The sequence below is a fragment of the Archaeoglobus sp. UBA230 genome (genome assembly GCA_002507545.1).
Lineage (GTDB): Archaea > Halobacteriota > Archaeoglobi > Archaeoglobales > Archaeoglobaceae > Archaeoglobus.
In genome coordinates, this window is record DAVR01000036.1 from 25,737 (window position 1) to 47,574 (window position 21,838).

Annotated in this window: 24 protein-coding genes; 7 read left to right on the top strand and 17 right to left on the bottom strand. The window is 45.3% G+C overall.

Features of this window, described 5'->3' with window-relative positions:
- From BP688_RS10890 to purS, 5 genes are all read right to left on the bottom strand, one after another.
- Positions 1 to 1,476 (bottom strand): homocysteine biosynthesis protein, encoded by a 1,476-nt coding sequence (locus BP688_RS10890; RefSeq protein ID WP_290596992.1) that lies wholly within the window; start codon positions 1,474 to 1,476, stop codon positions 1 to 3.
- 94 nt (positions 1,477 to 1,570) lie between these two features.
- On the bottom strand, positions 1,571 to 2,458 hold the full coding sequence (locus tag BP688_RS10895) for a 3-hydroxyacyl-CoA dehydrogenase NAD-binding domain-containing protein (RefSeq protein WP_290623530.1): 888 nt from the start codon (positions 2,456 to 2,458) through the stop codon (positions 1,571 to 1,573).
- Positions 2,459 to 3,286: an enoyl-CoA hydratase-related protein gene (locus BP688_RS10900; protein WP_349677328.1), complete on the bottom strand. Its 828-nt coding sequence runs from the start codon at positions 3,284 to 3,286 to the stop codon at positions 2,459 to 2,461.
- Positions 3,287 to 3,351: 65 nt separating this feature from the next.
- On the bottom strand, positions 3,352 to 5,652 hold the full coding sequence (purL, locus tag BP688_RS10905) for a phosphoribosylformylglycinamidine synthase subunit PurL (RefSeq protein WP_290623531.1): 2,301 nt from the start codon (positions 5,650 to 5,652) through the stop codon (positions 3,352 to 3,354).
- A 4-nt stretch (positions 5,653 to 5,656) separates the two neighbouring features.
- On the bottom strand, positions 5,657 to 5,899 hold the full coding sequence (purS, locus tag BP688_RS10910; protein ID WP_349677331.1) for a phosphoribosylformylglycinamidine synthase subunit PurS: 243 nt from the start codon (positions 5,897 to 5,899) through the stop codon (positions 5,657 to 5,659).
- 113 nt (positions 5,900 to 6,012) lie between these two features.
- Here purS and hisI point away from each other — a divergent pair, with 113 nt between their 5' ends.
- The 3 genes from hisI to BP688_RS10925 are packed head-to-tail and all read left to right on the top strand — an operon-like array spanning position 6,013 to position 8,868.
- Positions 6,013 to 6,345: a phosphoribosyl-AMP cyclohydrolase gene (gene hisI / locus BP688_RS10915; protein WP_290596987.1), complete on the top strand. Its 333-nt coding sequence runs from the start codon at positions 6,013 to 6,015 to the stop codon at positions 6,343 to 6,345.
- Positions 6,329 to 8,098 carry a PINc/VapC family ATPase gene (locus BP688_RS10920; protein WP_290596986.1) on the top strand — a complete coding sequence of 590 codons (1,770 nt, stop codon included), beginning with the start codon at positions 6,329 to 6,331 and terminating at the stop codon, positions 8,096 to 8,098. Before hisI ends, BP688_RS10920 begins: the two co-directional genes overlap by 17 nt.
- The gene (locus BP688_RS10925; protein WP_290596985.1) at positions 8,095 to 8,868 is read left to right on the top strand and encodes a presenilin family intramembrane aspartyl protease PSH; all 774 of its coding nucleotides are present in this window, start codon (positions 8,095 to 8,097) and stop codon (positions 8,866 to 8,868) included. The genes BP688_RS10920 and BP688_RS10925 overlap by 4 nt, the downstream gene beginning before the upstream one ends.
- A 7-nt stretch (positions 8,869 to 8,875) precedes the next feature.
- Here the strand turns inward: BP688_RS10925 and BP688_RS10930 are convergent, their stop codons facing one another.
- Both BP688_RS10930 and BP688_RS10935 read right to left on the bottom strand, forming a co-directional pair.
- Entirely contained in the window at positions 8,876 to 9,205 is a 330-nt protein-coding gene (locus tag BP688_RS10930) for a nucleotidyltransferase domain-containing protein (RefSeq protein WP_290596984.1), read from the bottom strand.
- On the bottom strand, positions 9,198 to 9,554 hold the full coding sequence (locus tag BP688_RS10935) for a HEPN domain-containing protein (protein ID WP_290596983.1): 357 nt from the start codon (positions 9,552 to 9,554) through the stop codon (positions 9,198 to 9,200). Before BP688_RS10935 ends, BP688_RS10930 begins: the two co-directional genes overlap by 8 nt.
- Before the next feature lie 147 nt (positions 9,555 to 9,701).
- Here BP688_RS10935 and BP688_RS10940 point away from each other — a divergent pair, with 147 nt between their 5' ends.
- The gene (locus BP688_RS10940) at positions 9,702 to 9,938 is read left to right on the top strand and encodes an antitoxin VapB family protein (protein ID WP_290596982.1); all 237 of its coding nucleotides are present in this window, start codon (positions 9,702 to 9,704) and stop codon (positions 9,936 to 9,938) included.
- Positions 9,911 to 10,282 (top strand): type II toxin-antitoxin system VapC family toxin, encoded by a 372-nt coding sequence (locus BP688_RS10945; protein ID WP_290596981.1) that lies wholly within the window; start codon positions 9,911 to 9,913, stop codon positions 10,280 to 10,282. The genes BP688_RS10940 and BP688_RS10945 overlap by 28 nt, the downstream gene beginning before the upstream one ends.
- Positions 10,283 to 10,301: 19 nt before the next feature.
- On the opposite strand, the gene BP688_RS10950 is transcribed toward BP688_RS10945, so the two are convergent.
- From BP688_RS10950 to BP688_RS10965, 4 genes are read right to left on the bottom strand one after another with little or no spacing between them, the layout of a single operon-like run.
- On the bottom strand, positions 10,302 to 12,035 hold the full coding sequence (locus BP688_RS10950) for an Ig-like domain-containing protein (protein WP_290596980.1): 1,734 nt from the start codon (positions 12,033 to 12,035) through the stop codon (positions 10,302 to 10,304).
- 59 nt (positions 12,036 to 12,094) lie between these two features.
- A complete protein-coding gene (locus BP688_RS10955; protein ID WP_290596979.1) occupies positions 12,095 to 12,364 on the bottom strand; it encodes a ubiquitin-like small modifier protein 1 in 270 nt (89 codons plus the stop codon).
- Positions 12,351 to 13,523: a pyridoxal phosphate-dependent aminotransferase gene (locus tag BP688_RS10960; RefSeq protein ID WP_290596978.1), complete on the bottom strand. Its 1,173-nt coding sequence runs from the start codon at positions 13,521 to 13,523 to the stop codon at positions 12,351 to 12,353. The genes BP688_RS10955 and BP688_RS10960 overlap by 14 nt, the downstream gene beginning before the upstream one ends.
- The gene (locus BP688_RS10965) at positions 13,489 to 13,980 is read right to left on the bottom strand and encodes an Lrp/AsnC family transcriptional regulator (RefSeq protein WP_290596977.1); all 492 of its coding nucleotides are present in this window, start codon (positions 13,978 to 13,980) and stop codon (positions 13,489 to 13,491) included. Before BP688_RS10965 ends, BP688_RS10960 begins: the two co-directional genes overlap by 35 nt.
- Positions 13,981 to 14,085: 105 nt before the next feature.
- Between BP688_RS10965 and BP688_RS10970 the strand changes: the two genes are divergently transcribed.
- Positions 14,086 to 14,889 carry a sulfite exporter TauE/SafE family protein gene (locus tag BP688_RS10970; RefSeq protein ID WP_290596976.1) on the top strand — a complete coding sequence of 268 codons (804 nt, stop codon included), beginning with the start codon at positions 14,086 to 14,088 and terminating at the stop codon, positions 14,887 to 14,889.
- Here BP688_RS10970 and BP688_RS10975 read toward each other — a convergent pair.
- The 3 genes from BP688_RS10975 to BP688_RS10985 are packed head-to-tail and all read right to left on the bottom strand — an operon-like array spanning position 14,881 to position 17,703.
- The gene (locus BP688_RS10975; protein ID WP_290596975.1) at positions 14,881 to 15,531 is read right to left on the bottom strand and encodes a DUF166 domain-containing protein; all 651 of its coding nucleotides are present in this window, start codon (positions 15,529 to 15,531) and stop codon (positions 14,881 to 14,883) included. The genes BP688_RS10970 and BP688_RS10975 overlap by 9 nt on opposite strands.
- The gene (locus BP688_RS10980) at positions 15,528 to 16,274 is read right to left on the bottom strand and encodes an ATP-binding protein (protein ID WP_290596974.1); all 747 of its coding nucleotides are present in this window, start codon (positions 16,272 to 16,274) and stop codon (positions 15,528 to 15,530) included. Before BP688_RS10980 ends, BP688_RS10975 begins: the two co-directional genes overlap by 4 nt.
- A 22-nt stretch (positions 16,275 to 16,296) precedes the next feature.
- Positions 16,297 to 17,703 (bottom strand): radical SAM protein, encoded by a 1,407-nt coding sequence (locus BP688_RS10985; RefSeq protein WP_290596973.1) that lies wholly within the window; start codon positions 17,701 to 17,703, stop codon positions 16,297 to 16,299.
- 73 nt (positions 17,704 to 17,776) lie between these two features.
- On the opposite strand from BP688_RS10985, the gene BP688_RS10990 reads away from it, so the two are divergent.
- Complete coding sequence (locus tag BP688_RS10990; RefSeq protein WP_290596972.1) at positions 17,777 to 18,400, top strand: SCP2 sterol-binding domain-containing protein; 624 nt, start codon at positions 17,777 to 17,779, stop codon at positions 18,398 to 18,400.
- Positions 18,401 to 18,444: 44 nt separating this feature from the next.
- Here the strand turns inward: BP688_RS10990 and BP688_RS10995 are convergent, their stop codons facing one another.
- The 3 genes from BP688_RS10995 to BP688_RS11005 form a co-directional block, all read right to left on the bottom strand.
- Positions 18,445 to 18,852 carry a hypothetical protein gene (locus tag BP688_RS10995; protein WP_290623533.1) on the bottom strand — a complete coding sequence of 136 codons (408 nt, stop codon included), beginning with the start codon at positions 18,850 to 18,852 and terminating at the stop codon, positions 18,445 to 18,447.
- Positions 18,836 to 20,479, bottom strand: a complete 1,644-nt coding sequence (ilvD, locus tag BP688_RS11000) for a dihydroxy-acid dehydratase (RefSeq protein ID WP_290623535.1) — start codon at positions 20,477 to 20,479, stop codon at positions 18,836 to 18,838. Before ilvD ends, BP688_RS10995 begins: the two co-directional genes overlap by 17 nt.
- Before the next feature lie 58 nt (positions 20,480 to 20,537).
- The coding region (locus BP688_RS11005; protein WP_290624650.1) for a DUF362 domain-containing protein at positions 20,538 to 21,838 on the bottom strand (1,301 nt) is incomplete at its 5' end.

Here is a 21,838-nt window from a genome sequence, read left to right on the forward strand (position 1 = left end):
TCACCTCGCTATCAACCTGCTCAAATCTTCACTTGTCACAATCCCAAGAACCCTCTTCTTCGAATCCACTACAGGCAACGCTGAGATGTCGTTCTTTTCCATTTTTCTCGCTGCAACCTCCACCGGTTCGTCAGGATATGTGTAGATGACATTTTTCGTCATTATCTCCCCAACCATCCCTTTTCTGTTCCTCGCCACAGCTTTGGCAATATCCCACGATGTGATTATACCCACAAGAGCATCCTTTTCAACCACTGGCAAATGGTTGAGCCCTTTATCTATCATCAGCCTGGCAGCCTCCTCAATCGGAGTTTCTGGTGGGATTGTGTATGCTTTAACCATAACGCTCTTCACAACCTTTATTTCTCTCTGTCTCATGGGCTTGAAGACTTCCTTCGTGGGAATTCTGTCTACCGGGCTCGTCAGGAGAAAGTCTCCTTTTTCAATCTCTTTCTTGAGTTCTTCCATTATCTTCTCTGCCATATAGAAGCTTGAGAGTGGAGAAACTCTTACTTCTTCGCCGTTTATCTCAACTTTTCCGCTGATTAGCTCCTCGTAGGTCACCTTCCTTACCACTGGCCTACCTCTCCTCGCAACACCGAAGTCGAGGATGTTTGTCTCTATCTCGCTATTTCTCACAGCTGTGAACTTTGCCATCTCTGCATCGAGAACTGGAATTGGTATCCCAACACCAACGAAAAGTGTTGCACCGTAACCGGGGAAGTAAGCTGCCTTCATATATTCGGGCTTCATCTCCTTCAGATTTCCCTTAACCATAAGAGTTCCGTAGGGCGGTGCATGCTGCGTCCCCTCCCCGATAACGTAGCCTTTGGCCCCACAGAGGAATATTCTTGTTCCAATACCTATTGTCCTGTATTCGGGGTCGTTGTTGAGGGGGCTGATTTCTCCTGTGCCTGCAAAAGTGACATTGCCGAAGTTTGGTAGCAGAGTGCCCATGTAAGTCCTCAGAAGCCTGTTCGAGCTGTTAGTTGCGGCATTATACCTCTGATAGGCGTTTCTTGGGTTAAGCATGACCGCCTGGTTGACATCCTCAAGAGAAATTTCGGTAACGATTTCCTTTCTTGGATAGCAGTCTGTTCCGTAGGCAGTTGCCTTGAGTTCAACTTCTCTGCCCCTGACGAGCTCCTCTATAACATGCCCTCCGCCATACTCTTCAACACTCTCTGAAAGCTGGGTCACACCGAGATAGGCATCAACAGCAGCAACGCCAGTGTAGGCTTCAACATCATTCATCCACACCCTCTGCATCTTAATTGGTGGGTCAGCATGACCGAAATTGAAAAAAGCTCCACTTGAACACATCGCTCCAAATGTGCCAGTTGTGACAACATCCACCTCCTTTGCAGCACCCTCAGCCCCAAGTTCCTCTACAATCTCTTTCATCTCGGCAGCAGTGACAACTACAACGTTTCCCTCTTTGATTTTCTGATTAATCTCCTCAACGGTTTTGGCCATGCATTCAGCAGCATGTTAAGGTATATAAACTTTTGTAATGTTGAGTCAGTGTTAAATTACGATTAGTAATATTGAGGAAGAAAAAAGAGAGAATTCATTTCTCGATGCCATAGAAATCATACCAGCCTCCCTTGCTGCCGGGCTTTCTTCCAAGATAGCCAGAGAAAACCAGCTTTTTCAGTGTTATGGGGGCAGCATAATGTTGCTCCTTCGTTTCCTCATACATATACTCTGCGATGTGCAAGACCGTATCGAGGCCAATTAAGTCCATAAGTTCGAAAGGCCCCATAGGGAAGCCAAAGGCGAGCTTGCACATCTCGTCTATCTCCCTTATCCCGCCAACTCCAATCTCAAACAGCCTTATAGCTTCGACAAGCCATGAATTAATGAATCTGGTTGTGAAAAATCCAGGCCCGTCTCCAGCTTCGATTGGGATTTTACCCATCTTTTTTGAAAGCTCTACAGTGAGGTTGAAGGTCTCGTCAGAGGTCATGGCTCCTCTAATAACTTCGATGAGCTTCATGACCGGAGCAGGATTGAACCAGTGCATCCCTACGAATTTGTCCTTCCTTTCTACAGCAGTTGCAAGGTCGGATATCATGATTGCAGAGGTGTTGGAGGCGATGATGGTTTCAGGCTTGCAGATTTTATCGAGTTCTGAAAATATCTTTTTCTTAAGGTCAGCGTTCTCAGTAACGGCTTCGATTATAAAGTCTGCATCCTTCAAACTTTCGAGTGATGTAGAGGTCTTTATCCTGTCCAAACACTGCTTTGCCTCCTCCTCACTCATTTTTCCCTTCTCTACCAGCCTTTTTAGACCGAAAGGTCCTGATTCGATGAGCTCCATTGCCTTCCTCAACACCTCCTCGCTTACATCCACCATAACGACATCGTATCCGCTTCTCGCAGCAACCTGAGCTATTCCGTGGCCCATAACTCCAGCCCCAATAACGCCAATAACTCTAACATCTTCCAGTTTCATTCAATCACCTCCTTCAACATACTTCCAGAAATCGGGCTTTCTTTTCTCCATGAAGGCATTCCTACCCTCGATTGATTCTTCGGTGCCATAGTAAAGACTTAACCCCCCAACTCCAAGCTCCGTTATGCCTGCTAAACCTTCTGTATCGGCGAGAAATGCATATTTCAGCATCTTCAGAGCTGTTGGGCTTTTCTCCAGCAACTCCTCGCACCACTTCCTGACTTCCTCATCCAGCTTCTCGTGAGGTACAACAGCATTCACAAGCCCTATTTTCAGCGCTTCCTCTGCTGAATAAAGCCTGCATAGGAACCAGATTTCCTTTGCCCTCTTCATCCCTACATTTCTCCACAAATCCCCAGTTCCGAATCCCGGGTCGAAGCTCCCAACCCTCGGCCCCGCCTGGCCAAATTTTGCCTTATCGCTTGCAATGGAAAGATCACAGTTTACCTGCCAAACATGCCCCCCACCAACTGCGTAACCGTTAACCCTTGCGATTACTGGTTTGGGTACGTGTCTGATTAGAAAGGTGACAATCTGCCATCCCACTTCCAGCGGTAAAGCAGCAATCGTCCCCTTAAGTTCCTCGCTACTGTATCCCCTATATCCTCCTAAATCTCTGATGGACTGATCTCCACCAACGCAGAAGGCTTTATCCCCTGCACCAGTGAAAACAATAACTCCAATTTTTCTGTCAGTCCATGCATCAATGAAAGCCCTGCTAATCTCGTAAACTGTCACAGGTGTACAGGCGTTAAGCTTTTCAGGGCGGTTTATGATTATCGTAGCAACTCTCCCATCCTTTTCGTAGACTATGTCTTGAAATTTCAAGGATTGCACCCCCGTAGGCAAAGAAATAATAGTTTTACCAATACTTAAGGTTTCTCATTTTTAATTTAAACCAAGTATTCTGACATCCCCCTCCTCCACGCTTTATCTGCCTCGCCAAGGCCAATGGCGAATGTCTTGAAGTTCAACATCTCTCCTTCACTGTAACCAATGACTTCAGCCTTCAGTCCCCTATTCTTGAAAAATTCAACGTAGCTCTCCGCGTCCTCAGCTTTAAGCTCAACGACCCATCTGGTGTTGGATTCCGAGAAAAGCTCGATGAAGCTCAACTCTCTTGCAGCCTCAAAGCCAACCCCCCTACCGAAGCTCATCTCTGCAACCGCAACAGCAAGACCACCCATGCTAATGTCATGACACGCCATCACCTCGAATTTTTTGAATGATTCAAGCATCGCATCCGTGTAAGCTTTTAGCCTTTCAGGAGAAGTTCTTGGCACCCTGTGACACCTCTGCCCCATCACCACCGAGTATAGGCTGCCGCCAAATTCCTTTTCCGTCTCGCCAACCAGAATAACAATTCCATTCCCCTTGAAATCGCTTGTTATCGCCTTCCTTACATCCTCTACCACTCCGATGCCGAGAAGCGACGGAGTGGGAGCAACAGCCCCATAAGGTGTTTCGTTGTAAAAGCTCACATTCCCGCTCACGCACGGAATTGCGGTTCCTTTAGCCATCCACCCTATTGCCTTGACACACTCAACGAACTCTCCCATTCTCTCCGGCTTCTCCGGATTGCCAAAGTTCAGGCAGTCGTTGAAGGAGTGCGGAATGGCATTTACCGCCACAAGATTTCTCACCATCTCGTCGAAAGAACTCGCTGCCCCCCAGTATGGGTCAATTTTGCACATCCACGGATTGACATCAGCGGTTATTGCCAAACCTTTGAAAGACTTTGTGGGTTTTATAACTGCAGCATCTCCGTGCGTTTCATAATTCATTCTTCCCTGTAAGGGTTTTAAGACAGTAGAGCCCCTAACTTCATGGTCATACTGTCTGACTATCCAATCCCTAAATGCAACATTTGGGTGGGACAGCATTTTCATGAATACTTTGACGTAATCTGCTGGTGGCTCAATTTCTTCATGTAGCTCCTTTTCAGGCTTTTTTGAGATGTAGGGGCGGCAGTATTCAGGGCCAGCTGTCACGAACTCCGTGTCCATCTCGTATATCTTATATCCCTTGTAGTATATTCTGGTAATCTTTTCCGGAATGACCTTTCCAACCACAGTTGCCGGAACATCCCACTTCTGAAAGATGTAAAGCACTTCATCAATATGCTCAGGTCTCACTGTCAGCATCATCCTCTCCTGACTCTCGGAAATCCAGATTTCCCACGGAGCCATTCCCTCCTCCTTCAGCGGAACCTTGTCCAGATACACTTCCGCTCCGTAACCAGCAGCCAAAGCCATCTCTCCGATGACACAGCTAAGCCCACCTCCACCCAAATCCTTCATTCCCGTCAGCAGGCCTTTCTCCACAACCTCAAGACATGCATGGATTAGGGGTTCCTTCATGATGGGATTTCCGAGCTGCACAGCACCTCTCGCTTCCTCCTCGCTCTTCTCGTCAAGTTCAGCCGAGGCAAAGGTCACTCCATGAATCCCATCCCTTCCCGTCTTACCTCCAGCAAGCACGAACAAATCTCCCGGTCCGCCAGCTCTGCTGTGAGTAATCTTATCTTTCTTAACAATCCCCACACAGCCCACGTTAACCAGACAATTTGTTAGATATGAATCGTCGAAGAAGACCATTCCTGCAACCGTGGGAATTCCAACCCTGTTGCCGTAATCCCTTATACCCGCAACCACACCTTTTAGCAGATAGAGCGGGTGCTTTGTTCCCTTTGGCAGTCCCTCGTAGGGTGTGTCAAGATTCCCGAAAAACAGTGGGTCTATTAAGGCAATAGGCTGGGCGCCCATACACAGGACATCCCTTAATATCCCTCCTATGCCAGTAGCAGCGCCACCATATGGCTCGATGGCAGATGGATGATTGTGGCTCTCAAAGGCTGTAACGTATGCATATTCATCATCGAACTCCACTACACCCGCATCCTCCTTTATGGCTGAGATGACATAATCCGCTTCGGCAGCCTCAAGCAGGTACTGTCTGAGGTAGTACTTCGAGCTCTTGTAGCAGCAGTGCTCGCTCCACGCCTGGGCAAGGCTTTGGAGTTCAATGTCATAGGGGTTCCTGCCCTTGCTGCGGAAGTATTCTTTGATCCTCTTCATTTCATCAACGTTTAGGGCAAGACCCATTTCTTCGCTGATTCTGGCAAGTTCTTCATCACTTGCAGTAAGAATCTGAATCTCATAAAGCTCGAAGGGGACATTTACTTTCCTGTACATACTCTCACTCTCTCCAGACTATGCTGTATTTCTGAATGACAGGATTTGCCAACAGTTTTTCGCACATCTCTGCAATTTCTTTCTCAGCCTCCTCCTTGCTCCTTGCTTCAATGTCTATTCGGAAAACCTTGACACTTGCCACTTTCTTCACCCTCTTAAAACCGAGAAGGCGGAGTGCTTTCAGTGTCGCTTCACCCTCTGGATCAGCAACACCCTCCTTGAGCTCGATGTATACATCTGCAATCATGATGAATTCTTGCACATCCACCTTAAAAATCAAGCGATATTGAAAAACTTGTAACTCCACTATCCAATTCATACTCCAGAAAGTATTTTTTATCATCCGTCGTAACTTTGGTCATGGAACTTAAAACTCTAAAATTCAACGAAAAAGGTCTAATTCCTGTCATCGCTCAGGATATAAACACGAAAGAAGTGCTCATGCTCGCCTACGCCAATAAAGAAGCAGTTGAGCTAACCCTTAAAACGGGTTATGCCCACTACTGGAGCAGGAGCAGAAGAAAATTGTGGATGAAAGGTGAAACCTCAGGAAATGTTCAGAGAGTTGTTGAAATCAGATACGACTGCGATTGTGACGCTTTATTGTATTTAGTTGAACAGAATGGTAATGCATGTCACACCGGAAATTATTCATGCTTCTACAGGAGGTTGGATGATGAAATACGTTGTTGATACGAGTGTTGTAATTTCAGGTAGATTCTCAAAAATGCTGGAGAGCGGAGAGGTTAAAGGGACGATAATTATCCCTGAAGCCGTGATAGCAGAGCTTGAGGCTCAGGCAAACTTCGGCAAGATGTCAGGTTTTCAGGGTCTTAATGAGGTGGAGAAGATAATCAAGCTGGCAAAGGAGAGGGGCTTTGAGGTAATCTTTGCTGGAAAGAGGCCCACACTTGAGCACATTAGACTGGCAAGAGGTGGAGAGATAGATAACCTTATCAGGGAGGTTGCGGATGAGTTTAACGCCATTCTCGTTACTTCCGACAGAGTTCAGCATCTTGTGGCGAAGGCAAAGGGAATTGAAACAATTTACGTGAGGCCTAAGATAATAAAACCTGAAGACACTCGTATCATGTCCTTTTTTACCCCAGACACTGCCAGCGTTCACTTAAGAGAGGGTGTTCCGCCTTATGCCAAAAAGGGGAAGATTGGTGATTTAAAGCTTGTCAAGCTCGATAACAGACCTATGAGCTATGAAGAACTCAATACTATCGCCAATGAAATACTGGAGGCTGCAAGGCAGGATGAAGACAGCAGTGTGGAGATAGAAAGAAGGGGGGCAACTGTTGTTCAGCTCAGGGAATTAAGAATTGCCATCGCTGAAAGACCCTTCGCCGATAGGATGGAAATAACCGCTGTAAGGCCCATAGCTCGGGTGTCCATAGATGAATATGGCGTTAGCGAGGAGCTGAAAAGGAGGATCGTTGAGAGGCAAAGAGGAATACTTATTGCTGGCCCACCGGGAGCGGGCAAATCAACGTTTGCTGCGAGTGTCGCAAACTTCCTGCTTGAAAATGGCTATGTTGTGAAAACGATGGAGAGTCCGAGAGACCTGATGGTAAGTGATGAGATAACCCAGTACGCCCCGCTTGAAGGAGATATGTCCTTAACATCAGATATTCTGCTTTTAGTAAGGCCGGACTACACGATTTACGACGAGCTGAGGAGAACCTCGGATTTTCAGGTCTTTGCAGATATGCGTTTGGCAGGGGTGGGGATGATCGGTGTCACGCACGCAACGAGGGCTGTTGATGCAATTCAGAGGATGATAGGTAGAGTAGAGCTTGGAATGATACCCCAAGTTGTTGACACGGTTGTTTTCATAGAGTCTGGCAAGATTGTGAAGGTTTACGAGCTTAACTTCACCGTTAAAGTCCCTACAGGAATGTTTGAGGCTGACTTGGCAAGACCCGTGATTGAGGTCAGAGACTTCGAAACCAAGAAGCTTGAATTCGAGATATACACTTATGGTGAGCAGGTAGTTGTTATGCCGATAGAGAGCGACGAAAAGCTGAAAGCAGCGTTGGAGGAGAAAATCAGCAGATACGTTGATGATTACGAAATCGAACTCGTGGGTAGAAAGGCCGTGGTTAAGGTGCCTGAGAGAATGGTATCAACCCTCATAGGCAGAAAGGGTAGGAGGATAAGAAACATTGAAGAAGAACTGCAGCTTTCAATAGACGTTGTGCCGAAAGAGTTTGATGGGGAGTTTGAGGCAGAGGTTGAGGAAACTGGAAAGCATTACGTGATTCAGGCGAAGGGGTTGGAAGGCAGAACAGTTGACGTGTATGCGGGTGATGAGTATTTGTTTTCGGCTCTTGTGAGCAGAAAGGGCTGGATAAGGATTAGGAAGGATAAAGAGGGGGGAAAGAATTTAAGACTCGCTCTGGCGAGAGGATTGCCGGTCAGGCTTAGGGTGGTAGGTTGAGATATCTTTTCGGATTTATTTTTATCTTGACGGCTTTATTAGCCTTGGGAGCGACTCCAAAGTATAAAGAGGCAGGAATGGTCGTTTTCGAGAATCCATCAGATGTTTCCAACTCATTGCTTTACTTTGGTCTGATTGTAGCATTCACAGCCTTCATTCTTCTTGCAGTTAAATACTCTGTGGTTTTAAAAGCCGTTATTTACTTTCTGACGTTTCTATCAATATTCTATGTATTATCTCCGTTTGTTGGTGGGATATCGCTCATCTTTGCCGCTGTTGTTGTTGCACTGCTTGCAAAAAAGCCACATTGGCTTCTCATCAATTTCTCGGCATTGATGCTCGCAGCGGGCATTACAGCCATTTTTGGTATAAGCCTCGAACCCCTGCCTGTTGTAATTCTCCTTGTGATTCTTGCTGCCTACGATTTCATATCTGTTTACAGAACAAAACACATGCTTAGCCTTGCTGAGTCTGTGACATCCATTAACGCTCCCATGCTATTTGTTATTCCGAAAAAAGATGGAAATGCCTACATGGGCGTAGGGGATGTTGTTATGCCCAACATACTTGTTGTTTCAGCCCAAGCCTTTACAAACTCTCCGGAAGTGGGGTTTATAAAGTTAACAGCTCTTTTCTCACTCCTTGGCGGTTTTGTCGGTCTCATGTTGCTGCTCTATATTGTCGAGAAGAGGGGTGGTGCACACCCCGGACTGCCATTTGTGAACTTCGGGGCTATAGCTGGATTTGCTTTGGGGTTGCTGTTGTCGTAGAACGGAATCAAACCGGTAAACGTGGTGAGTACATCTTCTCCAGGTCTTTAAACTTCTTTTTGTTCAGCAGGTGGATGTTGATCCTGTGGTCGTCAGTGAGGTTTTTCACGGTGTCTCTGTACCACTCAAAGTCCATTTTTTCTGGGATGTCGTCTGAAACTATGAGTACATCGAAATCGGATGACAGAGTGTGGGTACCTTTTACATAACTGCCCACTATGTAAACCTCGCAATCCGCAAAAATTTTCCTCGCCCTGTTTTTAATTTCTTTGGCGATAGACAGGGCGTTGTCGAACATTTCCTTATTTTTTTCGAGCATTTTGTAGTATTCAAACAATTCTCGTCACCTCAGCGAACGTTTTGGCCAATTTTAAGCTGTTTTCAGCAACCTTTTTTGAGTATTCAACGTCAAAGTATCTTGAAGCGATGTATGCCAGCTCTATGTCCCTAAGCGCGTCGATATGTTCCCTGTAAAAGCAGATCAGTTTTTCGTCTTTTATAAGCTCGAAAAGTACTTTCAAACTGTGTGTTTTTGGAAAATCTCCATACCTCTTTGCTATCAGGTACTCCAAACTGAGCTGGAAAAACTGTTCAACGAAAAACATTGCGAAGTTGTACTCACCTCTGTTCATACTTTCTTCAGCCTTTTCCAAGAATTTGTTGGCGTTCTTTCTGAGGAATTCCATTAATCTTTTTTGGTTAGGTTGGCTTATAATTTTATTGTGATCCAATCCACGATACAATGTCAGCACGCATGTTCACACCGAGTTCAGTTTCTGCATATCTTTTTTCCCCAGCGCAATTTTTATAAGTTGAATGCACTCAACTTAAATATGGTAAAGACTGTGACAATAGCTGATGACGTTTACGAGGAGCTTGTGAGAATAAAGGGAAATAGGAGTTTTTCAGAGGTGATAAGGGAGCTTCTGAAAAGTAGAAAGGGTAATACGGATGCTCTCGTGAAGATTTTTGGTGTACTTAGTGAGGAGGAATACACGGAAGCGAAAAGTAAAATTGACGCCCTCAAGGAGGATTTTGAAAAATGGGGACAATCCTTGACACAAATGTGATCATCGAGATAGCGAGGGGTAATGAATCAATTTTCAAAAAAGTTTTATCAGTGGATACCTACTTCTACATAACCACCATAACAAGTTTCGAGATACTTGTCGGAGTTCCAAAACTGAGGGAGATGGATTTGCTTAACTCCTTTGAGAGGTTGCCCCTTGATGACAGGGCTGCGGAAGTAGCAGCTAATATTTATGGGAAAATTAAAAAAGATGGGAAGATGACGGGGATAAGAGACCTTTTTATCGGCTCAATCTGTATAGCCCACAAGCTACCACTGGTGACTATGGACAGGGACTTTGAGCGTCTGAGAAGGTTTGGTTTGGAGTTGGTTTTGGTTGGGTAGTCAGAAGCATAAAATGGCGTTAAGTAAACAGATCGAGTTCTATGTAATCAGTGTAGATGTACGAATCTTCATTACCGCTCCACGTTTGTGTCCAGTGGTTTTGAACGATAAGAATATACGCCTTTCCGTTGTTTATAAAATTGCCAGTTTTCTGACACTCTAACCACACTTCGCTACTTGATGTCGTGTCGCAGAGATATTCCCAACTACTCCCGTTCCAAACGTATAGCACAACTCCGTCATTTCGGTTGTTTTGTCCACCCAACCAAGCGATACCATTCCAAAGGACTTTCAAACTATTTATCTGCACATCTCCAACATTGAACTCAAACAATTGAGAAGCGTGATTCCTTTGGCTACTTTGAGTAGATTTAGCATTACTTCGATATTCTTCCAGATAGTTAACATAGCCAGTCCACCAGCTATAATACCCGTCATTGTATGCAGCCAGCTCTACATCGTCATTACTGTACTGGTCCCAACTCGCATCATTAATTAAATCACTTGGGGTTTCTACGGGTGGATTTGATGAGTTAATGAATCCATCAATGGGTCCATGATAGATATCAATTAAACCCTTAGCTGCAGGACTGAAATATGCTGAAAAGCCTCCTCCACTTCCTCCGCTTAAGGTAGAAACGGTTATGGAATATGTCGTTTTATTGTATTGTGAGCTTATCTTATACAACAAAAACTCAATCTTACAATTTCCAGCGTTCAATGCCTCAACTGTAGCCTTGAATTTTCCTTCTTCATCCGTCTGCGGGGAAGATGACACAATACGGCATTTATCGCTTCCAGATACTACGGATAAGCCTACATACGGATATCCCCGGACAGGGTTACTATAAATGTCAAGAACTTTAACACTCACTTCTCTCTGCTCACTTTCTAACATAGAGAGCGTGTTGTTGGAGAGAGGCACGATTCTATAAGGTTCAACACTCTCACTAACTTTAACACTCCCACCACTCGAAACCTGAGCTATCAGGTAGCTCGTGCTCAGTGTTGTGTTGAAAAGCTCAATGGTTATTTTTTTGCTGTTTTTATCTGCCGTAACGTTGCCCGCTCCAAAAATATCCTTCAAAGTTTTATTCCACCAGTCAAAAGCCTCATTTAACACTTTTACCGTTATTGTTGCATTCTTGACAAAAACATCTCCACCATAAGAAACAGGGTTAAACTGAAGATTCAGAAGACGATTTGCTGAAATCGAACCAAACGTGGCGTTTACGATGAAAAGGTGAACTTTATTCTTTGCAAAGGAGATTGGCGAAGAGATGTTAATCGCCGAACCTCCGCTGGTTTCAATGATTGCCGAGTGCTCAATGATTATCTTTGGTCTTTGCGTGTAAAAGTAATTCGGCTGAACGACGATTGCATAAGTGGTAAAATTAACAGGACTGTAATGAAATATGCTCCCATTGGGCATCGTCTCGTTAAATTCAACTTCTATCCTGAGCGGGACTGCTGTTACAGTTGTTGATGCTGTGGGCGGATTTATCAAAAATCCTCTGCTCGGGTATTCACAACCCGCATCTATGCTTACAGTCCCCTGCTTTCCAGTAGTGGCTGAAATAAACATGATTTTTGGGATTTCTGAAATCTCAGACTCAAGCTTTGATAAATGCTCAGCCTCAACAGCCTTATTCCACTCAGGAACCCAGCGGGACTGAACAATACCTATGAACCCCATGATTATTGCCAGAAGCAAAACAAATCCGATAAGAGGTGAGACTGCTTTGCTGTCCATCCAAATTAAATAAAGTTTGATGGAATAAAAAATTTATCTTTCGAAATTGAAAGTTTTATTCATAAACCCCCGCTGACTGGTGGAAATATCGCAACAACGTCTCCATCCTGCAGCCTGTAGTCAACATTTCCCCTGAGGTTTCTGCCGTTAACCATTATGTTCACGTACTCCCTCAGCCTCCCCTCTTCATAAAACAGCTCTCTGAGCTTTGGAAATTCCTCGCCAAGCTTTTCAAGAACATCAGCAACCCTATCCACATCTATATCTATCTCTTTAACCCCGGCAGCCTCCCTGAAGTTGGCAAACAGCTTTACCTTAACCCTCGCCATACTCATCAACAAATTCAATTATCCTTTCAATAGCTTCCTTGAGCTTCTCAAATTTAACTGCATAGGCCATCCTTATATATCCCTCTCCACACTCTCCAAAGGCATTTCCGGGAACAACTGCTACGTTTTTCTTCATCAACAATCCTTCTGCAAACTCCTCGCTCGACATTCCTGCTGAGGAAATCTTAGGAAATGCATAGAATGCTCCTTCGGGCTTTTTCAGCTCAAATACTTCGCTTAGTTTTTTGACCACGAAGTTTCTGCGCCTCATATACTCCGCCCGCATCCTGTCAACCTCGTCCAGACTCTTCAAAGCTTCAATCGCCCCAATCTGACCGGTTATCGGAGCGCAGAGCATGCAATACTGATGTATCTTCAGCATTCCAGCAAAGATGTCTGGTGGGGCGATAACGTAGCCAACCCTCATACCAGTCATCGCGAATGCCTTCGAAAATCCGTTGAGCACTACAACTCTATCCTCCATTCCATCAAGCGACGCAATGGAAACGTGTCTGCCGGTATAGGTCAGTTCTGCATAAATTTCATCTGACAGGACGATTAAGTCCATCTCGTTAACAGCATCAGCTATCTCCTCAAGCTCTTTTTTTGAGTAGCTCACACCTGTAGGATTCGCAGGATAGTTCAGAACCAGAATCTTCGCCTTGGCATCAGCATATTCCATGAGCATCTCATACGTGAGCTTGAAATCTGGAGCTGTTGGTATTGTAACAACCTCCCCACCACATATCTCCACCAGTGGTTTATAGCTAACATAGCAGGGCTCTGGAACTAAAGCCACATCTCCCTGCTCAATCAGCGTTCTTACTGCCAGATCAACTCCCTCACTTACACCAGAGGTAATCAAAATCTGCTCTGGCAAAGCTCTGACACCAAATCTCGTATAATACTCGGCGATACCCTCTCTTAGCTCCGGTAAACCAAGGTTAGAGGTGTAAGAGGTGAATCCCTTCTCCAGAGAGTATATCATCTCCTCCCTGATTCTCCAAGGCACAGGGAAATCGGGTTCACCAACTCCGAGGCTTATTACATCATCCCTTCCAACAACTAAGTCGAAAAACCTCCGTATTCCCGATGGTTTCAGCTCTTCAACCTTTTTTGCAACTCTACGGGACAAAGGCAAGCCTCCTATCTTCTTCATCTTCAAAAAGGTTTACTCCCTCTTCCTTATAAGTTCTCAGCACGAAATGGGTGAAGGTGTCCCTCACTTCAGGAATCGTTGATATTTTCTCTGCAACGAAGAAGGCTATATCCTTCAAACTCTTACCCTTGACAACAACTTGAAAATCATACTCACCACTGACGAGCCTTACAGCATGAACTTCAGGAAACTTTGCAATTCTCTTTGCTATATCGTCATATCCCTTCTCCCTCGTCAAAGAAACCTTTACATTTATCAGGGCATACACAAAATCCTCGTGAACTTTCTCCCAGTCTATTATAGCCTTGTATTTGAGAATGACTCCCTCATCTTCAAGTTTTTTGATTGTCTCCTCCACCCTCTCTTTGGGAAGTGCCAGAATTTCTGCCATCTCCTCAACACTCATTCTCCCATTTTCTTCCAGAAGCTTAATCACTTCGATTTCCTGATCCTCCACGAACTCGGTTTTCCTGTTATTGTATTTAAATGTAGCCCCCACTTTAATGTTGTATGAGTTGCCGAAGTTGGTAAACTCTTTATAGTCTCTTAAAAAAGAAAAACCATGCCCCTACCTTTCATTGCCGCCTTTGTCATAGGTCTTATATGTTCCCCTGCCGGAGTTACAGGAGCTTTTTTGCTTTTACCCTTCCAAATTAGCGTTCTTGGTGTAACCTCTCCAGTTGCAAACTCCACAAATCTCCTGTATAACGTTATGTCAATTCCAGGAGGAGCGTTTAACTTCTGGAGGGAACGGAGATTTATCTCCTCCCTCGCCGCCTCCCTCGTTACTGGCTTTCTGCCCGGAATATACCTCGGCTCCCTTGTCAGAGTAACTTTGCTGAGCAATGTTAAAATCTTCAAACTCTTCGTTGCCTTGGTTCTACTCTATCTTGGACTGAGATTGCTTTTTTCAAAGTCAAAACGGATTGAGGGAGATGTGATGGTTCTGAAAGCTTCTGCCACAAAAGTGGAATTCAAATTTGCCGAGAGCAACTTCACTTTCAGTCCTGTTGTCGTCGCGCTCACCTCCTTCGTTATTGGGATTGTCGCCTCAGCTTATGGGATTGGTGGTGGGGCACTCATGGCTCCAATGCTTGTTTCACTTTTCGGCCTTCCAATCAAAGCCATAGCCGGTGCAAACCTGATTGGGACTTTTGCAGCCTCTGTTTTTGGCATAGCCTCCTACACGTCCCTCGGTTATCCCCCAGATTTCACCAATGGAGTGGCAATGGGAATGGGAGGGGCATTGGGCATCTTCATCGGTTCGAAACTCCAGAGAAGAATTGAGGAGAGAAAATTGAGGATTCTTCTTTCCTTCCTTATTCTTGGAATCTCAGTGAAATACATCACGGAATGGCTAACCTAACGCCCTCTCAATGGCTCTCTCCACCGCCCTCTTGTGGGCTCTCGCAGCCTTGTGAATCCCTCCATCATGCCCTCTGGAAGCTAAACAGGGAAAAATCTGTGTATAGTATCCCGCCTTGGTTGGAGCTTCCTCCAGACTTACTCCTTTAATCTTCTCGGCAACGTAGTATGTTGCTCCGCAAAATGCTGCCCTCTTCACCTTAACGTCCTTAATTTTTCCACCTTCAATCTCAACCTCAACCTCCGGAGCGCCAAAATGCTCAAAAAACTCCTTCGTCTGTTCATCTTCTACCTTGGGAGTTGCACAGCAAATCTCCTCCCACACAACCTTCACCCCTCTTCTCTCTCCTTCCTCCTTTAGCTGCTTGTATGCTCCCCCCTTTGCCCCTCCCGAGACTATGATGAGCTTTATGCCGGCTTCTGCAGCCTGTTTTATCAGCTCAAGGTTGATATCAGGGTGAGCGGCGAAGGAAACGATCATGTCCACGTCAAAATCTTCTGGGAGCTTCAAAAACCTCTCAGGTTCATCTATCAGCTCAGGAAGTTCCTCTGGAAGCTCGTAAATCTTTACCTCAAAAAACTGAGAGAACATTCTTACATCTTCCTGTCTCTTCCCCTTCCTCGTAACAACTCCCAGCTTCATTTTACTAACTCCTCAACCTTTCTTTTTATCTCCTCAAAGGGTTTTAAATCGCAAACCTTGTAGGGCGGGATGTTTTCAAGGTCAGCGGTAACAAAGCACTGGTTGTAGGGAATAATACCAAGAATTGGGTATCTTACCCCCGAAATCAACTCCTTTGCTTTCTCCGACTCTATGAACTTGTTCACAACAACCGAAATTGTCTCTATTCCAATATCCTTCCCAAGCTTCTCTATTCTCTCAAGGGTCTCAACGGCTCTGGTTCCGGGTTCGATAACTGCAATAAGCAGATCAACCCCTCTCGCAGTCCCCCTCCCGAGATGCTCAATCCCGGCTTCCATGTCTAAAATCAGCACATCTTCCCGCTTGAAAATCGCATGCCTGAGTATAGCCCTCAAAAAGGCATTTTCAGGACAAAAACATCCTTCTCCACCCTTTTCGATTGTTCCAAGCACCAAAATCCTAACACCATCTTCATTGTAGACGGAATAATCTTCGAAAACGTCATCAACCTTTGGATTTAGTTTATACATCCCCATTGGTCCAACGACTCTCTTCTCTATTATTTCGTGAAGCTCTGACAATGGCTTTGGTTTTTGCTTCACACCAAGCGCTGATGGCAGGTTGATGTCGGCATCGCAGTCTATCGCTGTAACTCTATAGCCATCCTTTGCGAAGAGATGAGCGAGGGTTGCTGCAAGAGTCGTTTTTCCCACACCGCCCTTACCTGAAATTGCAATTTTCATCGCCTTTTGATTAGCAGGATGATTAAAGAGTTTTTGTTATTTTTTCGTATTCCTTCAAAAGCGTGCTCTTCTTATATCCGTGATCAATAAAGTCCCACGGGAGGGTGGAGTCAACGTCTATGGCCTCCAAATACCTCTCGAACTTTCTGTAGTTTGCACCTTCGAGAATCTGTGAAACCTCTCTATCACCTCTCGAAAGAATGGTTTGAAGGGCAAATTCTTTGTAACCAGAAACATTTGCCTCTATTCCCACTTTTCTGGCTTCATTCTTTAAAAATCCCAGCTTCTTCTTGAGTTCAGCAATCCCCTCTTTTAAATTCTCCTTACCACCAAAGGGCATCCACTGAAGCGGAGTGTGAGGTTTTGGAACCAAAGGATTGACTGAAATTTCCACTCTTCTCACAAGCTTTTTCACCCTACTCGCCTGCTCGATAATCGCCTTCACATCTTCAAAATCTTCTCCTGGCAGACCGACCATATAATAGAGCTTCACCTTCTCAAACCTTTTTGATGCAAGCTCAGCAGCGTTCAACACATCTTCCTCACCGATCCCTTTGTTTATGACATCCTGAAGTTCTGATGAGGCTGTTTCAGGAGCTATGGTCAAAGTGCTGACTCCTGCTTTTTTTAGCAATTCAGAAAGTTCCTCATTAAGTGTGTCTGCCCTGACAGAAGATGGAGAAACCTCTTTTCCCTTCTCCACATAATGCTGAAGGATTTCCCTGAACTCCGGATGGTCTGATGGCGAGGGGGCGATTATTGCAATCTTGCCCGTTTCAACGTCTTCTGGAAGCATCTCTTTCCTCCTCCACCTTGGGGGGAAGTAAATTTGCCTAACTATGCAGAATCTGCACCTCCTGACACAACCTCTGCCGATTTCGAGAAGAAAGCATCTACCGTAAGCTCCCTCACTAATTATCTCTCTTTCCATGTGCTTACCCAGTTTTGAGTAAACTCTCTTTACATTCCCCTCTTTTCCCGTAAAAATCCCCGGAATTTCTGAGAGTTCATCCACACTTTTCGCACTAACTATCTCCTCAAGCTTTCCCTCAACTTCCCCGATAAAGAAGGCGTCAAAGTAATCCAAGAGTGGTAAAGGGTTTTCCATCACGCATGGACCGCCAGCTATCTTTATCCCCCTAAAACCACTTTTCTTTAGAATCTCAACAGCTTTGAAGTAATCAGCCTCATACTGTAGGCTGAAAAATGCCACATCAAATTCGGAAAGAGGCGTGGCTGATTCAACACTCCTTAAACCCTCAAAAACGTCGGAATAGAACCTCTCGCATACTGCATCAATTTCGTTAATCTTTGCGTAGATGTATTGTAAGCCAGTGTTTGCTATTCCACCAACATACCTGTTGGGATATACCAAAGCAACCCTTTTCATTCCTCTCCGGTACTTCTTCGCGAAGGGATTGAATTCCACATAATGGGTAGTGTGGAGAAATATTTAAAACTCTCACAAAAATTTAAATATGCCCCATTACTAATTATTCACTATGGCAGTCGTTTATCCGTCAAAGGATTGGTTAGATGAGCTAAAAAGGGTTGTAAATAGTGATGAAGAATACAAGAAGGTTGCAGCGAACTGGGAAGGTGATTACCTTGTCATTTCTGAGGTTGACGAAGAAGCTCTGAACGACTTTAAGAATCCGAAAATTTTGAAGGGATTTCTGTCAATGATATACGCGTTACCCAAAGAGAGGAGAGCGAAATACAAAGGGACTCCTTCTGAGGTCTTTCTAAACAAACTGGGTCTTTCCCTTGATGAAGATGTTGACTTGGACTCCCTCAATTACGAAGAACTTACAGCAAAAGTGGCAGAAATCAAGATCGAGGAAGTTAAAGGTGCAGCTTCATATATCTGGCTGGACTTCTGGCATGGTGAGCTAAGGCATGCTGAACCAGTTGCACCGGGAGAGAAGGATGATGCAAGGTTTAAGCTGAGTGGTCCATATGCGGCTTTTAAGGAGATGATTTTCAAGAAGATTGACCCAACTACCATGATTATGCAGGGGAAGCTGAAGCTTCAGGGTGACTTGGCTTATATGATGAGGAACATTGCTGCCGTCAGAAAATACAACGAGCTTCAGAACTCGATTGAGATTGATACTGATCCCTAATTTTTTCTATTCGACTTGCGCTTACTGTTATCCCAAGCCTGATTTTAAAACCTCGTCGGATGCATAGACGGTGGTGGAGTGAAGAACAGCATCCATGCTCCAAATAACACCATTAGCACGATGGCCGTAAGGAAGATTATCACTCCAGCGATTATGGTGGCTAAAAAGGCTTCGAGGAAGCTCACATCGAGAAGGGTCTTGAGGATGTAGAGGTAGAGGATAAAGGCGATTAAAGGCAGGAAGACTACGAGAGGTGTGAAATGCAGTAGGAGCGAAACCACTGCCGTAACAAGAAAGGCGGCAAAGTTGGCAAATCCGCAATGAAGGATTCCCCTATCCTTTCTCAGCACCTTAAAGGCTACCCAGATGAAGAAGCCCGGAACTATTATTGAAATCAGAAAAAATGCAAGCGTTGCTATGCCGAAGGATAAAAAATCAAAGAAGGGCGGCACCTTCCTCAGCCCCCTTTACCAGCCTAACATATTTCGCCAGATAGCCCTTAAGTTCCTTCTCCCTTGGTTTCCACCTCGCCCTTCTATCCGCAATCTCCTCGTCGCTAATCTTTACTTCCAACTTTCTCTCCGGGATGTCAATCAAAATTGTATCGCCATTCTCAACAAGGGCAATGTTTCCTCCAACTGCTGCTTCTGGTGAGACATGACCAATACAAGGCCCTCTCGTTGCTCCGCTAAACCTCCCGTCTGTGATCAAAGCTACCCTCTGTAATCCCAAGCCAGATATAGCTGCGGTTGGCAACAACATCTCGGGCATTCCTGGCGCACCCTTAGGCCCCATGTACCTTATAACCACCACATCACCCTCTTCAACCTTTCCATCAAGAATTGCCTTCAAAGCCTCCTTTTCGCTGTCGTAGACCTTTGCCATACCCTCAAATCTAATCATATCCTCGCTCACAGCCGCTGCCTTAATCACAGCCCCTTTCTCAGCTAAATTACCCTTTAAAATCGCTATCCCACCCTCCCTGTGGAGCGGGTCGTCGGGAGAGCGTATTATATCTCTGCCCCTCAAAACCGCCTCCTCGGCAATCTGGTAGAGAGTCTTTCCGCTAACCGTCATTTCATCATGGAAGTACTTCTTGGCCTTCTTTATTAGCATCGGCACCCCACCGCTCTCGTCGAGGTCAACAACCATTTCTTTACTTGCAGGGTCGATTGAGACAATGTGGGGAGTTCTTCTGCTTATCTCGTCAAAGAGGTCGAGACTCAGCTTTATTCCAGCCTCTTTCGCAATTGCGGGGAGGTGGAGGACGGTGTTTGTTGAGCCTCCGACAAGCATGTCCATCGTAATCGCATTCTCAAACGATCTCTCGTTAACGAAGTCAAGGGGTTTTAAGTCCTGCTTGACGAGCTCAACCACCCTCTTCCCGCTCTGCTTCGCTATTCTGAGTTTTCTTGAAGAGGGGCAAGGGGAGGTGGAGCAGTATGGAAGGCTGAGGCCAAGGGTTTCAGTGAGTAGCTGCATGCTGTTTGCCGTGTAAAGACCCTGACAGCTACCGCAGTATGGAGCGCAGTAGTCCTCGTAGAGCTTCAACCCAGCATCATCAAGCTTACCAGCCTTATACATCCCCGCAGCCTCGAAGGCATCCTTGATTGACACCTTCTCTCCACCAACCCTCTCGTAGGGCATTGGACCGCCAGTTACAGCCACAGTTGGAACGTTGAGTCTGAGCATTGCCATCAGCATTCCCGGAATGATTTTGTCACAGCTCGCAACAACCACAAGCCCGTCAAACCTGTGGGCCTCAACCATCGCCTCTATGCTGTCAGCAACAATCTCTCTTGATGGCAAAGAGAAGCACATTCCCTCATGCCCCATGGCAATACCATCACAGATTCCTATTATTCCAAACTCAAAGGGAACGCCGCCAGCAGCATATACTCCCTCCTTCACAGCCTGCGTGAGCTTGTCAAGAGTCATGTGTCCGGGAACAATTGTGTTGTAGGCATTGGCAACTCCGATGAAGGGCTTATCCATTTCGTCATCAGTCACACCAAGAGCTTTGAGAAGAGCCCTATGAGCTACCCTGTCAATTCCCTTTTTAACTTCATCACTTCTCATGCACCTACTTTTATTGCTCCCATGTTTTTTAGTTTTCCCTTCAGACTCTCCTGCAGTGTTAGAATATGGAAGGTGTTAGGGCTGTCGAGCCACGCAGCTTGGCTTTCAGCCGAGTCACTATGAGGCTGGCAGTTGAAATTGGGACGATGTCGGTAGCCTTCAACCCCGTGAACTTTAAGAGCGAGTCCGTTACAGCAGCAAGGTCATTGCAGTAGGGAACTATCCGAACCCTTTTGTATTTTTGTTTCAAAAACTCTCCAACCTCCTCTGCGGCGCATTTACCCACCACGAGGATAGGCTCCTTAAGGTTTTCAATCTCCTCTCTGTCAAATCCCTTGCCAAACACAATTGAGAACTCTCCATCTGCCCCATAATCAACGTGAAGCATTTCAAGAACCATAAGGGTATTGTCCAAGCATCCTTCATTGCAGGCTCTCTCTTTCCCCTTCACGAAGGTTACACCTTTCGGATATATTCCAAGGGGTTTGCAGGGGAACTTTTCGGTCTGTAATCCTTCCCGAACTCTATCTTCCCCCTCAACCTCAATCTTTCCTGCGATTTTGTATTTCTCTTCAGCAATCCTCAAGTGATTCACCTCTTCCACCTCGTAGCCCAGCATTCTCGCTGCCACAATATCTGCAGCAAGGGCTGAGGGGCTTGCGATGAGAATTCCCATCGGAACAGCGAATTTCTCAAACATCTTTTCGAGGGGATAATGACCATGGATAATCGCATACTCTCCATCAATTATAGAAAAATTCGGCTTTATGAAGTCGTAAATCGCCGCAATGAATTTATGTAAGTCGAATTTGCTGTGATAAACTCTCCTATCCTTGTGATATATGAAACCGAACTGGTTCTTGAGATTGAGGGTCACAGTCGTCATGTCGTGCGTTTTCAGCTTTGGCATTGATAAATAGAAAGAATCACCATTAACTATCTCTTTGTAAACGATCTTCGGAAAATCTACACGGAAACCACCAATTTCCACCTTCACCGCTTTTTCTTCATCGAGATATATCGGCTTAGCACCACAATCCCTCACAACCTTCTCAATTCCAGTCACCTTGAAAACTAACCGGGTAAAGTTTCCTTGGGTGGAGTTTTCCATAACATATACTTTTTCCGCTCCGATTTTATACAGAGCCTTTATCGCTTCCGCGATAATTCGGGGGGAGGTGTAGCATCCTTTCCTGAAATCAACTGCGTTCACCTTGATATAAGCATCACGTCCTGTCAAATCCACATGGTAACTTTCGAGTATTCTTCCAATCTCCTCATGCAGTGGTTCACGGATTCCAGTGATTGTTATTTTAATTTTCTCAGCATTTTCCATAGTGTATAGTCCTGAAATTTTTG

Excerpts from the sequence above, each read along its gene's own strand:
- BP688_RS10890 (WP_290596992.1), bottom strand. The coding sequence starts at position 1,476 with ATGGCCAAAACCGTTGAGGAGATTAATCAGAAAATCAAAGAGGGAAAC.
- BP688_RS10895 (WP_290623530.1), bottom strand. The coding sequence starts at position 2,458 with ATGAAACTGGAAGATGTTAGAGTTATTGGCGTTATTGGGGCTGGAGTT.
- purL (WP_290623531.1), bottom strand. The coding sequence starts at position 5,652 with ATGTACAGGAAAGTAAATGTCCCCTTCGAGCTTTATGAGATTCAGATT.
- purS (WP_349677331.1), bottom strand. The coding sequence starts at position 5,899 with ATGATTGCAGATGTATACATCGAGCTCAAGGAGGGTGTTGCTGATCCA.
- hisI (WP_290596987.1), top strand. The coding sequence starts at position 6,013 with ATGGAACTTAAAACTCTAAAATTCAACGAAAAAGGTCTAATTCCTGTC.
- BP688_RS10920 (WP_290596986.1), top strand. The coding sequence starts at position 6,329 with ATGAAATACGTTGTTGATACGAGTGTTGTAATTTCAGGTAGATTCTCA.
- BP688_RS10935 (WP_290596983.1), bottom strand. The coding sequence starts at position 9,554 with ATGGAATTCCTCAGAAAGAACGCCAACAAATTCTTGGAAAAGGCTGAA.
- BP688_RS10940 (WP_290596982.1), top strand. The coding sequence starts at position 9,702 with ATGGTAAAGACTGTGACAATAGCTGATGACGTTTACGAGGAGCTTGTG.
- BP688_RS10945 (WP_290596981.1), top strand. The coding sequence starts at position 9,911 with ATGGGGACAATCCTTGACACAAATGTGATCATCGAGATAGCGAGGGGT.
- BP688_RS10950 (WP_290596980.1), bottom strand. The coding sequence starts at position 12,035 with ATGGACAGCAAAGCAGTCTCACCTCTTATCGGATTTGTTTTGCTTCTG.
- BP688_RS10955 (WP_290596979.1), bottom strand. The coding sequence starts at position 12,364 with ATGGCGAGGGTTAAGGTAAAGCTGTTTGCCAACTTCAGGGAGGCTGCC.
- BP688_RS10960 (WP_290596978.1), bottom strand. The coding sequence starts at position 13,523 with ATGAAGAAGATAGGAGGCTTGCCTTTGTCCCGTAGAGTTGCAAAAAAG.
- BP688_RS10970 (WP_290596976.1), top strand. The coding sequence starts at position 14,086 with ATGCCCCTACCTTTCATTGCCGCCTTTGTCATAGGTCTTATATGTTCC.
- BP688_RS10975 (WP_290596975.1), bottom strand. The coding sequence starts at position 15,531 with ATGAAGCTGGGAGTTGTTACGAGGAAGGGGAAGAGACAGGAAGATGTA.
- BP688_RS10980 (WP_290596974.1), bottom strand. The coding sequence starts at position 16,274 with ATGAAAATTGCAATTTCAGGTAAGGGCGGTGTGGGAAAAACGACTCTT.
- BP688_RS10990 (WP_290596972.1), top strand. The coding sequence starts at position 17,777 with ATGGCAGTCGTTTATCCGTCAAAGGATTGGTTAGATGAGCTAAAAAGG.
- ilvD (WP_290623535.1), bottom strand. The coding sequence starts at position 20,479 with ATGAGAAGTGATGAAGTTAAAAAGGGAATTGACAGGGTAGCTCATAGG.